The 15,607-nt window shown below is 55.5% G+C and carries 12 protein-coding genes; 9 read left to right on the top strand and 3 right to left on the bottom strand.

Annotation, left to right across the window (positions count from 1 at the left end; genetic code table 11):
- Positions 1–74 precede the first annotated feature (74 nt).
- The 7 genes from HS103_10665 to tnpA all read left to right on the top strand — a co-directional run bounded on the left by HS103_10665 (position 75) and on the right by tnpA (position 9,368).
- Positions 75–2,090, top strand: a complete 2,016-nt coding sequence (locus HS103_10665; GenBank protein ID MBE7513261.1) for a hypothetical protein — start codon at positions 75–77, stop codon at positions 2,088–2,090.
- Complete coding sequence (locus HS103_10660) at positions 2,087–2,974, top strand: sugar ABC transporter permease (protein MBE7513260.1); 888 nt, start codon at positions 2,087–2,089, stop codon at positions 2,972–2,974. The genes HS103_10665 and HS103_10660 overlap by 4 nt, the downstream gene beginning before the upstream one ends.
- 20 nt (positions 2,975–2,994) lie before the next feature.
- Entirely contained in the window at positions 2,995–3,912 is a 918-nt protein-coding gene (locus tag HS103_10655) for a carbohydrate ABC transporter permease (protein MBE7513259.1), read from the top strand.
- Between the two features lie 65 nt (positions 3,913–3,977).
- Positions 3,978–4,943, top strand: a complete 966-nt coding sequence (locus HS103_10650; GenBank protein ID MBE7513258.1) for a LacI family DNA-binding transcriptional regulator — start codon at positions 3,978–3,980, stop codon at positions 4,941–4,943.
- A gap of 34 nt (positions 4,944–4,977) precedes the next feature.
- A complete protein-coding gene (locus tag HS103_10645) occupies positions 4,978–6,234 on the top strand; it encodes a hypothetical protein (GenBank protein MBE7513257.1) in 1,257 nt (418 codons plus the stop codon).
- Positions 6,235–6,410: 176 nt separating this feature from the next.
- Positions 6,411–8,723: a beta-galactosidase gene (locus HS103_10640; protein ID MBE7513256.1), complete on the top strand. Its 2,313-nt coding sequence runs from the start codon at positions 6,411–6,413 to the stop codon at positions 8,721–8,723.
- Positions 8,724–9,113: 390 nt separating this feature from the next.
- Positions 9,114–9,368 (top strand): IS200/IS605 family transposase, encoded by a 255-nt coding sequence (gene tnpA, locus HS103_10635; protein ID MBE7513255.1) that lies wholly within the window; start codon positions 9,114–9,116, stop codon positions 9,366–9,368.
- Here tnpA and HS103_10630 read toward each other — a convergent pair.
- Positions 9,328–9,678 (bottom strand): glycosyltransferase, encoded by a 351-nt coding sequence (locus tag HS103_10630; protein ID MBE7513254.1) that lies wholly within the window; start codon positions 9,676–9,678, stop codon positions 9,328–9,330. The two genes, tnpA and HS103_10630, sit on opposite strands and share 41 nt — an antisense overlap.
- A 370-nt stretch (positions 9,679–10,048) precedes the next feature.
- Entirely contained in the window at positions 10,049–10,336 is a 288-nt protein-coding gene (locus HS103_10625) for a DNA adenine methylase (protein ID MBE7513253.1), read from the bottom strand.
- A gap of 421 nt (positions 10,337–10,757) precedes the next feature.
- Here HS103_10625 and HS103_10620 point away from each other — a divergent pair, with 421 nt between their 5' ends.
- Positions 10,758–11,600: an SDR family oxidoreductase gene (locus HS103_10620; protein MBE7513252.1), complete on the top strand. Its 843-nt coding sequence runs from the start codon at positions 10,758–10,760 to the stop codon at positions 11,598–11,600.
- Here HS103_10620 and HS103_10615 read toward each other — a convergent pair.
- On the bottom strand, positions 11,587–13,233 hold the full coding sequence (locus HS103_10615) for a hypothetical protein (protein MBE7513251.1): 1,647 nt from the start codon (positions 13,231–13,233) through the stop codon (positions 11,587–11,589). The two genes, HS103_10620 and HS103_10615, sit on opposite strands and share 14 nt — an antisense overlap.
- A 57-nt stretch (positions 13,234–13,290) precedes the next feature.
- Here HS103_10615 and HS103_10610 point away from each other — a divergent pair, with 57 nt between their 5' ends.
- Positions 13,291–15,558, top strand: coding sequence for a hypothetical protein (locus HS103_10610; protein MBE7513250.1), 2,268 nt, complete (start codon positions 13,291–13,293; stop codon positions 15,556–15,558).
- Positions 15,559–15,607: the final 49 nt, after the last annotated feature.

Here is a 15,607-nt window from a genome sequence, read left to right as displayed (position 1 = left end):
CGGTGAGAGCGGAACCTCCGTTGCAGGGAATCCCTGCTTCTTATCGGCAAGTTGCTGAAAATGACGTATTTCAATTGCATCTCGATGCAACCACGCTGTCCTTTAAGGTGGTGGATAAACGCAGCGGTTACCTGTGGCATTCGGGCATTGATGACCTGATTGAGGGGGATCGGCTCAACCGCTCGTGGCAAGCCTTTGCTCGCAGTGGGATCAGTATCGACTATCTGGACGAGAAGGCAATTAGCAAACGCCTTTCCCTTAGCAACAGCAGCCCTATCGTAGTGGTCAACCCGATGGATCAAGGCATTTTAGCCCACATAACCTTTCAAGATGTGGGCATCTCCCTAAAGCTAATTGTACAGTTGGAGCCTGAAGGGGTGAGGGTGGAAATACCTTACACGTCCATTGTTGAAGACAGCCCCCAATACCGATTGGGGCAGATTATTTTGTATCCCTTTATGGGCGCGACGCGGGGCGGCACGATACCCGGCTATATGTTCATCCCTGATGGAACGGGCAGCTTGATCCATTTTGCCGATTCCACGAAAGCCCAAACCATGTTTTATGGGCGCTACTATGGCGCAGATTTGGGCATGATTGCCACTCAGCCCTATAACCCCTTGGTGAATTTACCCTATCCCATCTCTTTCCCCGTCTTTGGGATGGTGCATGGGGAGGGCGAAAACGCTTTTCTCGTTGTGGTTGAAAAAGGCGCTGCCTATGGAGAACTTCAGGTACACCCTGCGGGGATCATCACCAACTTCAATTTCCTCTATAACGCTTTCATTCGCAACCAAAGTTACTTTCAGGCAACAAACCGTTCGGGAGCAGGGGTAACAACCATCCAGAGGCGCCCCAACACCTATGATGTCGTCGTTCACTATCGTTTCCTCACGGGTGAAGCGGCAAACTATGTAGGCATGGCACTCAGTTATCAGCAGTATCTGGTCAGAAAGGGGCTTCTATTCAAACATACCGATCCCAATCCCAACATTGGTATCCGCCTTGAATTTCTGGGCGGCGATAAAGAAAAAGTGATGGTCTGGGATCGTTTTGTCCCCATGACCACCATCCGCCAGATGAGCGACATTCTGGCAGCGCTGAACATTCCCAACCCCCATGTGATCTACTTTGGCTGGCAGCCTTTGGGGGCGTTAACCATGCCCTCCCTATCGTTAACTGTAGAGTCCGCGTTAGGCAATATCGGTGAACTACACACACTGGCTGAAAGAATCGCGGCGGAAGGGGGGCGCTTTTCACTCTATCTAGACGCACAAGCGGCGCTGTGGGGCGAATCGGGGTATTCAGTCCGTAACGATCTGGCGATGGCGATCACAGGGGTGAATATCGAAGGCTACAACCGCTTCTACAATTACTACTTCACTGCTGAAACCCTCCAGTGGCGCTATACCACCTTTGTAAAGGACGCAGCCGATCAGATCAAAGTTGGGCTTGCCCTCGACAGCATCGGGTCAAACCTCTACAGTGACTTCCGGCAGGGGCATTTGCTCAACCGTGAAGAAGCCATCGCATTTTACCAGACCATGCTGAGCGACTCGCCTCTACCCCTCGGTTTCTACCGCCCCAACAGCTATCTTTGGGGGCAGATGGAGGCTTATTACGATATGCCCTTGGGCGATAATGGGTACATCTACACCACTGAGGCTGTTCCGTTTTTGCCGGTGGTGTTAGCGGGTTATGTTCCCTACTACGGCGCAGCGCTCAACTTTTCGTCCAATGTTCAAAACGATCTCTTGCATCACATTGATTATGGTATTTACCCATCGTACTTTGTGACCTATGAACCCACTGCCAACATGATCAACACCGCCTCGGCATGGCTTATTTACAGTTCCTCTTATGCCCAGTGGGGTGAGCAGATCAAACGCACTTACCTGTGGCTGAATGATCTTCTGTCTCCAGTACGGGGACAACCCATTGTCGCCCGCAAACAGCTTAATAAGGGGGTCTTTGCCACCACCTACGGCAACGGCAAGCAGATCATCGTCAATTACACGGATCACCCTTTTGTCTATGGCGGGATAACCATCGAGGCAAAAAACGCCGCGCTTTTGGAGAATAGCCAATGACGATTCGCACGCCCCGTCGCCGTGAGATCAGCCTCCGCAGCCGGGAAGCCCTGCACGGGTACGCCTTTATCCTAATCTGGCTTGTAGGCTTTGCGCTGTTCACCTTTTTGCCGCTTGTAGAAACCTTTCGTTACAGCCAAAATCGCGTCACGGTGACTGCCACCAGCATCACGTTGGATTTTGTTGAGTGGGCAAACTATACACGGGGCTTATTCACCGATCCCACCTTTGTCGAGCTGCTAATCGGGTACACCATCGAAACCGTCGTCTCCGTGCCGATTGTGTTGATCTTTGCCATGTTGATTGCGATGTTCCTGAACCTTAAGTTCCGATTCAAAGGACTCTTTCGCACCATCTTTTTCCTGCCCATCGTCATTACCAGTGGACCGGTGATCAAAGAACTGACTGAGCAAGGGGCTGCTTCTGCGCCGGGCATTGCCAACACCCCGGCGGTAATCGCCTTTTTGGAGCAGCTTCCACAAGCATTGCGCAATCCCGTAGAGTACTTGCTCACCTCGTTCATCCTCATCCTGTGGTTTTCGGGGGTGCAAATCCTGATCTATCTTGCCAGTTTACAGAAAGTGGATCGGAGCATCTACGAGGCAGCAGCAATCGATGGCGCTTCGGGTTGGGAAATCTTCTGGAAGGTCACCTTGCCTTCGCTCTCGATGGCAACGGTGGTCAACGCCATTTACACGATCATCACCCTCTCTCATTTTTCGGAAAACAAAGTGATTCAGTATGTTTATGCTCGGACATACGACATTCACGGGGGAATCGGCTATGCCAGTGCGCTGGCGTTCATCTACTTTGGGGTGATGGTTGTCCTTCTGGGGCTTGTTTATTGGGTCCTCATGAATTGGGCAAGGAAGGGGGCAAGGTGAAACAAATCCTCCGTCATCCGATGGTAGAGCGGCTGCGTGGATTCCTCTTTGGCAGCCGCGCCCGACACGGGGCGATCTTTACTCTCGTCTTGTATGCGCTGTTGATCGCCATCGGCTTTGTCTATTTGCATCCGCTGCTGTTCATGTTTGTGACCAGCATCAAAAGCCCCAATGATTTGCTCAACCCCATGGTGCAGTGGGTGCCAACCGAGTTCTATCCGGGCAACTACCTGAAGGCGTTCCGCGTATTGAACTACGTCAACACCTTGCTGGCTTCGGTGCTAATCAGTGTGATTCCATCGCTGCTTCAGACATTTGTTGCCTCCCTAGTGGGCTATGGGTTGGCACGCTACCGCTTCTGGGGCAAGCCTATCGTTCTGCTGCTTTTACTGGCGACTTTCATCATCCCCCCACAGAACACCGTCATCCCGCAGATGCTCACCTATCGAGACATGGGGCTGTTGGGAAATCCGCTGGCGCTCATTTTGCCTGCTCTCATGGGGCAAGGCTTCAGAAGTGCGATTTTCGTCCTGATTTTTTACCAAAACTTTCTTTCACTGCCCAAAGTATTGGAGGAATCAGCCCGCCTTGATGGTGCTTCTGATGTACGCATTTTCTTCACGGTGGCAATGCCCGCCGCACTTCCAGCCTATATTGTTTCGTTCATTTTCTCGGTAGTGTGGTATTGGAACGAAACCTTTCTCACGGTGATCTTCTTGGAAGGGGGTACAACCACCCTGCCAATGCAGCTCTCCAAATTTGTACAGGCTTACGAAAACCTTTATCCGCCGGGCGTGGTCAACGTTTTTGACCGATTGAATGAGGCGGTCAAAATGAGCGGCACATTTTTGAATATCCTACCTCTGCTGGTGATGTACTTCATTTTGCAACGGTGGTTTGTCGAATCGGTTGAACGAAGCGGGGTTACTGGCGAATGAAGTGCATTGTTTACCATCATCCTTTCACACGGACGCTACTACAACGTTATAGGTAAGGAAAATCCATGACCACCATTCGAGATGTCGCCACCCGCGCGGGGGTGAGTGTCACCACCGCGTCGTATGTTCTCAATCAGAAAGGGACGATTAGCGATGCCACCCGCAAGCGGGTAATGGAGGCTGCTACAGAGCTTAACTACCACCCCAACGCCTTCGCCCGAAACCTCAAAAAGCGCAAAACCCACACCATCGGGGTGTTTATCTCCCGTTTTGGCGGCTCCTTTTATGAGGAGATTTTGGAAGGCATTCACAGCGTCATTTTAGAGACTGATTACGAATTGTTGGTATGCCCGGAAAGCCGTTCCCCCCGACGAATTCTCCTTCATCGTCAGGTGGATGGGGCGATTGTGTTCGACTCCAAAATTTCCAATGAGACTCTGCTCAAACTGGCGGCTAGTCGCTTTCCTGTGGTGGTCTTAGATCGCCCCTTGCAAAGCGATTTTATTGTCACCTTGCTGTTGGATAACGCGCAAGGGGTTCGCCAAGTATTTCACCATCTTTACGCGCAGGGGTTACAAAAGTTGGCGTTTGTCGCCGGCGCTGCTGATTCCTTCGATAATGCCGAACGTATGGCGACCTTCCTTGCGGAGGCTGAACAGCATCAGATACAGGTCCCCGTGTATCAAGCCAATTTTACAGAGGTTTCAGGCTATGAGGCGGCTCAGATGGTTTTTGCGGGGAACGATCTGCCCAATGCCGTTTTTTGTGCGAATGACCAGATGGCTATTGGCTTCTTGCGTGCCATGCATGAGCGTGGACTTCGCGCTCCCACCGATATTGCCCTTGTTGGCTTTGATGATATTGCCCTTTCACGGCACACCGATCCCCCGCTTTCGACGCTCAGGGAGTCGCGTTTTGAGTGGGGCGCGGCTGCGGCGCGACAGTTAATCGACTTCCTTGATAAGGAAATGCCCTTTCAGATAGATCGCATTCCTGTCCAATTCATCGCACGCCAATCATCTATGTTGTAGAGTAATGCCCGAATAGTTGGAGAGACACAACCTTATGGATGTTCGCTCGCTTCTTGATCGTGAACTGCAAGGTTCAATTCAATTTTTTTTGGACTTCACTAATCTCGACCCACACAGTCAGGGATTTGGCTTGACGGTGGACGCTACCAAAAATCTTCAGATCGCATCGATTGCCGCCCTGGGATTTAGCCTGAGTGCTTGGGTAATCGCCAGTGAGCGTGGTCTGCTGCCCCGGCAGAAAGCGTTGGAGATCACACAGGGGACGTTGCGCACTCTCTGGAATCAAGTCAGCCATCATCGGGGCTTTTTTGCCCACTTCTTAGACATGAAAAGCGCTCAACGCCTGAATAAGTGTGAGTATTCGACCATCGACACCGCCCTATGCCTGAATGGGGTGATTACCGCAGCCGCCTATTTTCACGATGATCAGGTGCGCGAAACGGCTCAGAAACTACTCGAACGGGTGGATTGGGCGTGGCTGGTTTTTGAGCATGAGGGGCAGACCCGTTTTCGGATGGCATATAACCCCGATAAGGACGGGGACTATGTGGAGGGTGAACCGGGATTTATCGGTCAGTGGGATATGGCTGCCGAACAAAAGATGATGTACTTGCAAGCGGCTGGACACCTTGATCCCTCGGTGGCACGCCGGCTTTATCAAGGGTTTCGGCGTGATATAGGCTACTTTGAAGGGCAGCCCATTATCATCAATCCCGGCGGTAACTTATTCGCCTACCAGTTCAGCGAGGCATGGCTCGACACGGCAAGATATCTCGATCCCGATGGCATTGACTGGTTTAACAATACCCGACTGGCGGCATTAGCCAACCGCAGTTTTTGCATCGAACAAGCGCAGTCCTTCAAGACCTATCATGCCAATAGCTGGGGGTTAAGCGCTGGAGACTATCCTAAGGGGTATGAAGTGGCTGGCAGTTCTCCGTCGCTGCATCCGCCTCACCATACGGGTACAGTTTCCATCTACAGTGCAATCGCCTGTCTGCCTTTCATCCCTGATTTAACGATAGCAATGATGGAGTATCTCTATCATGAACATCCCCAAACGTGGGGTAAGTACGGCTTTTTTGACGCCTACAACCTAGTTAGTGATCCCCCCTGGTACAGTAGTGCGCTGTACGGGATCGATAAAGGCTGCTCGATGCTCATGATTGAGAATTACCTCAGTGGGCTGATCTGGAACACCTACACGAACAGTCCATATGTTCAGAATGCTCTTCGCACCCTCCATTTCACCAAACGGGAGGCTTCCCCCTCCATGCCCATCAAGAACTGATCGGTACAGCGCTCCTCCTAGATTGATTGAGTAGAACTCCCCTATCCCCCTGCCCCCTTTCCCTGCAAGCAAAAATAGGGGGATAGGATTTTTGAAATACGTTCTACCCTGATTACAAGCCAAACCCTAGTTTACGGCTAGATTCTTGGGTTTTATCAAGCGAAAAGGGGACGTAAGTGAGTACATTTTCTGTAGGCGGCGGGCAGTTTTGGCTGAACGATAACCCACTCTTCCTTCAGGCGGGTGAGTTCCACTACTTTCGCACCCCCATCGATCAGTGGTCCCATTCTCTTGGATTACTGCGCACAGCCGGATTCAATGCAGTAGCAACCTATATCCCATGGCTATGGCATCAACCCGAACCGCGACACACTGATTTAGATGGACACACCCACCCCATGCGCAGTTTGTCCGGGTTTCTTGATCTAGCCGCACAGATGGGCTTTTTAATCATCGCCCGCCCTGGTCCTTACATTATGGCGGAGACCATCAACGAGGGCATCCCACCCTGGGTGTTCAGCCAATATCCCCAAGCGGCGTTCATTGGGCAGGACGGTAAAGCCCACAATGTAGCCAGTTACTTGCACCCAGATTTTTTGAGGTGTGTTGAAGGCTGGTATCAGGCGGTGTTTGAGGTTCTAGCGCCGCGCCAAATATCGCGGGGGGGCAACATCGTCCTCACCCAGTTGGATAATGAGATGGGCATGATCCAGTGGGTGCGGAATGTGATCGATCTCAACCCGGACACCCTCGCTCGGTTTGGGGATTTTCTGCGCACCCATTACGGGGAGCGCCTTACCCAACACTACCCCGCCCTCAATCTGACAGATTTCCTTGTGGGGCAGATCGCCCACCCTCAGAGTTCCCATGCGTCCCTGGTGATCGAAGACTATCGGCGTTTCTACCGCACTTACCTGCGCGACTATGCTTCACATTTGTGGGAGCGGGCGAAAGCGCACGGTATGGAAACCCCAGCCGTAATTAACATTCATGGGTTTGGCAACGGCGGAAAAACCTTCCCTATCGGGCTTTCCCAGTTGGTGGAAGTGATCGCTCTGGAGGGTATGATCAGTGCCACCGATGTGTATCCGATCTTCATCGGGGAAGGCAACTTTCATCAACTGCTGCTGGTGAATGAGATGACCAAAGCCTGGCAAAATCCAGAGCAAGCGCTCTTTTCGATTGAGTTTCAGGCGGGCGGAAACCAGGATTTCAGCGGCGCCCAAAGCTCACTCTACGAGTTGCACAGCCGCCTGTGTATTTCTTGTGGGATGCGGGCGGTGAATCACTATCTGTTTTTCGACGGCGAAAATGATCCCTTGCTCAGTCCGATAAAGCGCCACGACTGGGGGCATCCGGTACGTAAAGATGGCAGCCTGCGCAGCCATTATCACCGCTATCCTAAACTTTCGCGGGTGTTGAAGGCATACGGTGCTGATCTGATGCGGGCGCAGCCCAAAGCCGTGACCACCATCGGCGTTTTGCTCGATTATTTTATGACTGAAGTGAACAACACCTTTACCCGCCCCACTACGGACATTCTGACCCATCAGCGGGAGGTGATTTTGTTCGATTTTCTAGCGCGTGGGTTAGCCCTAACCCACCGCCCTTTTGACGCCCTCGACCTGACTCGCGCTGACCTCGATGTGGAACAGACACCCATCCTTTGGGTGATGATGGACAAACTGTGTGAAACAGCCAGCCAGTTGAAACTACAAGAGTACGTTCAGAAGGGCGGGACGTTGATCCTTGTTGGGCGCATGTGCGCAGAGACCTTTGAGCATACCCCCTGCACGATCTTGCAAGAAACAATCGGCATTCAGTCCATCCACAGCGTCCCGCCCTTTATGCCCGCTGCACTCCAAGCCTTTGCCTACCGAGATGTTCCGGTCTCGTTTATGGAAACCTATTCGGGGGACTTTGATGAAGTGTTTGCTACTTCAGCAGAGGGGCAGCCTGTGGGCTTCATCAAACAGGTAGGGATGGGTCAGGTGATGGTCTTTGGTGCAGCGTTAGCGGCAAATACCCCCGACGATTTAGATATTCTGCGCCAGATGGCAGATCGGATGGGCTGTCCGCCCCAGTTCACCTTAAGCAGTTGGGCTGATGTGCGTCTTTCCGATGGCGAAAACGGAGGGTTCTTGTTCATCACTAACTATCAGGATGATCCCCTTGAAACGACCATTGCCGCCGCTGACGTTTCCCTTTTTGGCGGACACAGGTTAAGGCTTCCGGCACGGTCTGGGGCTATCTTGCCTCTAGAGTGGCACATCCGACCGGAGATCGTCATCCATTACCTGACCTCAGAGGTGATTGAGATCATTGACGAAGGGGGGCGGCTAACGCTTAGAACAGAGCAGCCAGAGTTTTGGGCTGAAGTCAGTCTCAGCGGGTATCAGTGTGATGAGTCCTTGATTGTTGGGCAGGTGGGGGACCAGCGTCTCAAACTGAGAGGGAGAGATGGGGTTATGGTTTTACAGCAAAATTGAGGCAGACCGATACATCGAAAGCCCCTTCTATCCCCATACCTATGCCGAAGGCAAGGGGGATGGTGCTTTCGATAAGGATCAGTTGCACCGCTAAGGTTGCGCCTTATAAGCCACTCGCGTGCCTCGTTCAACTGCGTGAAGATGCGCACATGCACGCCCAAGTTGCTGAATGTTGTCACAATCGGCACCATTGTGCCACGTCCGGCAAGGCTTTCGGGGACGACCAGCGCCCACAGTTTCCACCCCGCTTTTGCCGCCCGTGGGACCCAATCGTTGACGGAAAAGTCAATGTCCTATGGAGCAAAATTGGCATTTAGGCGATCATCCGATAACCATAGGTAATTTCGCCACTTCTTCTCCTCTGTGTGGCTGATAGTTATAAAATATCAAATGTCGCGCTATGCTGTACCTATGGTCGAATATCGCCGTAGTACAGGCGTAGTTTATGCGCTGAAATATCACCTGGTCTGGTGTCCAAAGCACCGTCGCAAGGTTCTGGTGGGCGCCGTAGAGCAGGATTTGCGCGACTTGCTTCAGGAAAAAGCCAAACAACGGCAGGTCACGATTGAGGCGCTGGAAGTGATGCCCGATCATGTTCACCTGTTTATCTCGGCTCTACCAAGCAAAGCGCCGCGCCGAGGATGAGCGTATCGGGGTTGAGCAGCAGCAAAAAGCGCCCTCGCGCCGTTTGCAAGGCAAGGTTGTTCCCCCGTGTGAAGCCGATATTTTCTGCATGAGGAAGGTAATGAACGGCGGGATAGTCGCGCTCGATCATCTCGCCTGTGCCGTCAGCGCTCGCTGAATCGACAACGATCACCTCAACGCGGAGGGGTGGATCCTCCACGCTGCTGCGGATGGACTGAAGGCAAGCGCGGAGATCGTCACGGACATTCCAAGCGACGATCAGGATAGAGAGATCGGGCGTTTCCGGCGCGGTGTACGGTTGAATCGGCATGGGAGGAATTGTACCACAGCGGGATTTATTCGCGGGGGGGTGGAAAGGCAGCACAAACAGCCCACCCCGCGTGGGGGTAGGCTGAGTGTGGGTGTTTCGTAGGGGGCAGCACCCCGACGGGCGACATTCACCGCTGGACGAACTCGGTCTTGCCGTCGTTCCGCCTCCCTACCCCCCCTGCCCTCTCTCCTTTGGGAGAGGGGAAGTCGGGCTTGGTGGCTACTTAGGCGGGCTAGGTCGCTTGGAAAGGTGCTGGCGTAACCTTTGGGAAGGTGATACCGTTCGGTATGCTTCTTGGGAACGAAACAACACTGCGCAGTGTTTCGGGAGAAAGTATAGCACAAAAGTTCTACAATAGCAAGGGTGAGGTTTAAGGGGAAGGGTGCTTGTTTTTGATCAACAATTCTGCGCCGCGTGGCGCTGTCGCTTGGTTGACATTATTCATGCCATACTGCAATTCCCAAGAGGATACGGCAGCAAACTGATACAAATCACGAATAGAGGGGGAATCGTCATAGGTGATTAGCCAGCGATGGGGACACGACTTTACGGCTTCGGCAAAACGACTATGATCAAACCCTGTATGGAGCACCCCATTCACCCCGTAGAGTCGAGAATTTGTTGTCTTCCAATAAGGCGGATCGAGGAAGATAAACACATCGTCCCCGGTGGCTTCTAAAAGTGGGAAGCACTCTCATACCAAGCAAGGACGATTTGGCTACTCGTATAGGGAGTATAGCATTCTACTACTGTTTCAGTGCGCTTTAGTCGTCCGCCACAGTGATTTGTAGAAGAACCCCCTGCCCCCTTTCTCCGTCTGCGGGGAAAGGGGGAGGGATGCCCTACCTCTGTTTACGAGATGGGGGCAAGCCCCGAAGGGGTGACTGCTTTCAGCCCGCTGCTTTAGCGGCGGGATTCCTGAGGTTACATTGTCAACACACCCTAGTTCGCGGACACACCGCTAATAACGGCGGGCGATAGAACATTGGTGCAGGCGAGGGGGTTTTGAACGAATTTGTAGGGTAACTTTAGCTGGCTTTTGTCCTACCCAGAACCTCACGCTTAGAAAGGCACACCACATGACCTCTGAATCTGAATCAGCTTACCTCACGTCCCTATTTTCCCTGCGCGAACAGGTTGCTCTTGTCACAGGTTCGGGGGGCGTTCTCGGCGGGGCGATGGCGCACGGCTTGGCGCGTGCCGGAGCGCGAGTCGTCTTTCTGGATCGGAATGTCGAACGGGGGGAGGCGAACGCCGCCCAAGTGGCGGCGGCTGGCGGCGAGGCGCTGGCGCTCACCGCCGATGTCCTAGACCGCCCTGCCCTAGAACGAGATCGGGAGGTGATCCTCGCTCGATGGGGGCGGATTGATGTGCTGGTCAATGCCGCTGGCGGGAACAGCCCCAACGCCACTGTCCCCGACGACAAAGCCTTCTTCGATCTTGATCCTGATGCGCTCCGCGCTAACATTGATCTAAACTGGCTAGGGACGGTCTTACCCTCGCAGGTGTTCGGCGCAACAATGGCGGCGCAGGGCGCCGGCTGCATTGTGAACATCTCCTCGATGGCGGCAGACAGAGCGCTGACTCGTGTCGTCGCTTACAGCGCGGCAAAGGCGGCGGTGGAAAACCTCACCCGTTGGCTGGCGGTGGAACTGGCGCGGAAGTACGGCGCGGGCGTCCGCGTGAATGCCCTTGCGCCGGGTTTTTTCGTGGGAAACCAAAATCGGGCGCTGCTCCACAACCCCGATGGGACGCTCACCCCGCGTGGGCAGGCGATCCACGCCCATACCCCGATGAAACGCTTTGGCAGCCCGGACGATCTGATCGGAGCGCTGATCTGGCTGTGCAGTCCGGCAGCGGCGTTCGTCACCGGAATCGTCCTCCCCGTCGATGGTGGCTTTTCGGCGTTCAGCGGGGTCTAAGGGTGAGGATCACATACCCTTCAGCCTCATAAACGACCCTTCCCACATCGGGCGGCGGCGGATCAGCGGGGGTGAACAGCCAATAATCGACGCTGGCGAGCAGGGCGGAACGCTCCTGTTCAGAGAGCCTTCCGGCGTATAGGGCGCTCACGGCGTCCTCTTTGGCTAGGGCGTTCAGCGTCTCCACCCCATGCCCAATGTAGGCACGCACATCAGCGAAAGCGGGGAGCAGATTCCCCACGCGGCGCGTGCTTGCCAAGACAACAGCCCCCGCCTCGGCGTGACTATCCAGCCAATAGAGCGCGGCGAGCAGCCCATCGGGGTGATAGAGTTGATCGATGCCCCCTGCGCCTGCTGAGCCGAACGCCGCCAAACCCATGACCAGAAAGGGCGTCAGCAAACTGACAACGACGATCCCCGTCACCCCCACCCGCCACGCCCACCGGATGCGACGTTTCAGCGCTCGCCGCAAGGCAATCCACCACAGGCGCAGCCCGATCACGCCGAGGATGACGAAGGATGCCCACACCCCCTCTAGCAGGCGCCGCTGAATGGGAAGCGGGGCGTATGCTAAGAAGGGCGTCAGGATCACCCACGCCAGAGGCAGCAGCCAACGCGGATCGCGTCCACCGCGCCGCCATGCCAACGCCAGCGCCGGAAGCGCACACAGGGCGAGGATACCATATGCCCACAACAGGCTGAGCGGCGGCGGTGAGAGCAAGACATTTTGGGCTTGGAGCGTCCCCGCCAAGACCGGATCGCGGGCGATGGAGAGGGCGCTGTAGAGCGTCCACAAAGCGGGGAGAATGCCCGCCACCATACAGCGCCACAGCAGCCCAAGCGAAAGGCGGCGCGTTCGCAGCCAGAGCAGAACGCCCCACCCGCCTAAGACAGCGGCGATCACCCCTGTGTAAAACGAAACAAGCACCGCCATAATCAACCAGCACAGCCCTGCCGCTAACGCCCATCGGAACGCCCCTTGTCGGGGAAGGGCGGCAGCCCGAAACAGGCACAACAACCCTCCAAACAGGGCGGCACGGGCAAGGGCGAGGTGAGGGAAGGCATACAAGGTGAGGTAGGTAAAGGCTTCCGGCGTCATCATGTCCAGCGGTTGGTAGCGGTCAAAGGCTGCCTCACCCCCAATCAGGATTAGCCATCCCAACCCACCGCCGAGGGCGATCAGCGCAAAGGCGATCCAGCGCTGCGGGCGGGGGCGGATGAAGGCGGCGGCGAAACGGTAGGTGATGATCAGTGCCAGAAAGCCAAAGAGCAGGCGTGCCGCATGGTAAATCAGCAGCAGTGTCCGCCAGTGGTTTGGATCACTTGGGGGGGTGATCGCCCCGCCGATCTTGCCAAGCGCAAGGTGCAGCAGAAAGAGCGGGGCGGGGGCGTGCGGCTCAGCCGTATAAGAAAGGCTGAACAGCCATGCGCTGTTTGCCCCTCGGCGCATTTTTGCCAGATACGAGTTTCCATCCTCGCTGCCAATCACAAACCCGCCAAACTGACGCCCATCGGGTGTGGCGGCTGCCCGCGCCAGATAAGGGAGCGTTGTCAAAAGCATGATCAGCGCCGCCGCGAACGATACGATACGCCATTCGCGGCGGGAGAACAAGCGGGGGTGTGGTGTGGGCATGGTCTCTTTCGGTGGGTTGGGTACAATCCAAATCAGATGTTTCCTGGAGTCTAACGCATGGCGCAGACGCAATCCACCTGCCACCCAAATCACCGCCGCCCGCTTTCCCTGTTTAGTCTCATGATGGCGCTTGCCCTGATCCTTTCTGCCTGCCGCCCGAACCCCGCCGCCCCCGATGCGGCGACGCCCTTCATTCCCGTCGGACGCCTCCCCTTGATCGAGGCGCAGCGTGCCGCCGCCGATTTTCTGAACGCATGGGCAGCGGAAAACTTTGACGCCATGTATGCCCTGCTAACGGCAAACAGCAAAGACGCCTACAGCCGCGATGGGTTTGAACGGGAATATCGGGCAACGGCAAAAACGCTCACCCTAAAGCGGCTGACCTACACCCTGACGAGCGCCATTCATCAAGGGACGTTTGCCGACATCGCCTACGATCTGCACATTGAAACCGACCTATTCGGCATATTCACCGACAGCGCCCGTCTGCTGCAATTCGTCGCCATGCCCGAAGGCTGGCGCTTGGCATGGACGCCCGCCTATATCTTCAGCGAGTTCAAAGACGGCGCAGCGCTGGAGGTGATCACCACTGCCACCAACCGAGGGAACATCTATGATCGGGATGGCTTCACCATTGCCGATCAGAATGGGCAGTTGATTGTTGTCACCTTGCGCACGCAGAAATACCCGACGAACGACCCGGAACGCTGTTTCGCCGCCTTAGCCGAGGTCTTTCCGCTGCGGAGCGCCGAACGACTCAAGACGATCTATGGGGCTGCCACCGGGCGCGATTTTGCCTACGAGGTCGGCGTCCTTTCCTTAGAGGTTTTTGAAGAAAAACACCTTTTTCTCGAACAACACTGCACGCTGGAATACGCCAATCGTCCGGCGCGGCGCTATATTGCTGGCGGGCTTGCCCCCCATGTCGTTGGCTATGTGGGGCGGATTCCGGCGGAACGGATTGATGAATGGCTGGCACGAGGCTACTCCCCCGATGCCCTCATTGGGATTGATGGGATCGAGCGTTTTTGGGAATCCGCCCTCGCCGGACGCGGAGAAGTGACGCTGCGCCTGCGTTTAGGGGCGAAGACGCGCATCCTCGCCTCGATTCCGGCGATCCCAAGCCAAAGCGTCTATCTCACCTTAAAGCGTGATTTTCAGCTTGTCGTCCAGAATGCCCTAAAAGAAGCGTGGGAGGAATCGGCGTGGGGGCAATATTCGCCCGGTGGGGCGGCGGTGGTTTTGGATGTGCGCACAGGGGAAGTGCTTGCTATTGCCAGTTACCCCACGTTTGATGTGGATGCCTTCAACCCCAACACGGCGCTCCCAAACGCCCAGGCGCTGCTCCGCCAGTGGACGAACGACCCGCGCAAGCCAACGTTGAATCGGGCAGCGTTGGGGCAGTATGCGCCGGGATCGGTGTTTAAGATCGTCACGGTGGCGGCGGGCTTGGATAGCGGGGCGTTCACCCTGAACCAGCGCTATTACTGTGGCGGCATTTGGAATGGGACGCGGCTTGGGGATCGGGAGCGAAAAGACTGGATCGCCAACACCGATCAGCGTCAGCACGGCTCCATCACGCTTTCGCAGGCATTAACCGGATCGTGCAACATCTACATGTGGCATATCGCCTGGTCGCTGAATGGGAGCGACCCCAACACGCTGATCGACCATGCCTTGCGGATGGGGTTTGGCGCACCAACAGGGATTCGGGATATTGCCGAAGCGCCCGGATATATCCCCAACCCCGCCACCTACCCGCAAGTGGCGGGGCGGGCGTGGCGCGGCAGCGACGCCCTGAACGCCGCTATTGGGCAGGGGGATATTGTCGTCTCGCCGCTGCAAATTGCCCGCATGGTGGCGGCAGTTGCCAACGACGGGACGCTTTACCAACCATTGTTGGTGCGAGAGGTGGGGATTATTGGCGCGCCTAGTTACACCGCCGAACCGATTGCCAATGGACAGTTGACCTTTAAGCCCGGCGTTTTGCAGGGAATCCGTGCGGCGATGTGCGCCGTGATGACGGATGCCCGCTATGGGACGGCGTATTTCGTTTTCAAAGATTACGACGGAGGGGCGGTCATTTGTGGCAAGACGGGAACAGCGGAGACGGGCGGACTTCCTCATGCATGGTTTGCGGCATTCGCCGGCAAACGCGCCGACGAGCCGGAGATTGCCGTTGTCGTTATTGCCGAGCGCAGCAACGAAGGGTCGTACATTGCCGCGCCAATTGTCCGCCGCATTATTGAGTCCTACTACAACCAGCCGATTACCCCCTACCCGCCCTGGTATCAAGGGGGGCTGCCCAACCTCACTGGGGATTAACCGCCCTCGCGCCCTTGTAGGGACGGACTATGGCGCGTCCGCCCTCCGC

Source organism: Anaerolineales bacterium (assembly GCA_015075625.1).
GTDB lineage: Bacteria > Chloroflexota > Anaerolineae > Aggregatilineales > UBA2796 > UBA2796.
The sequence above is the reverse complement of the archived record's forward strand: the minus strand, read 5'-3'. Positions and strand labels throughout refer to the sequence as shown.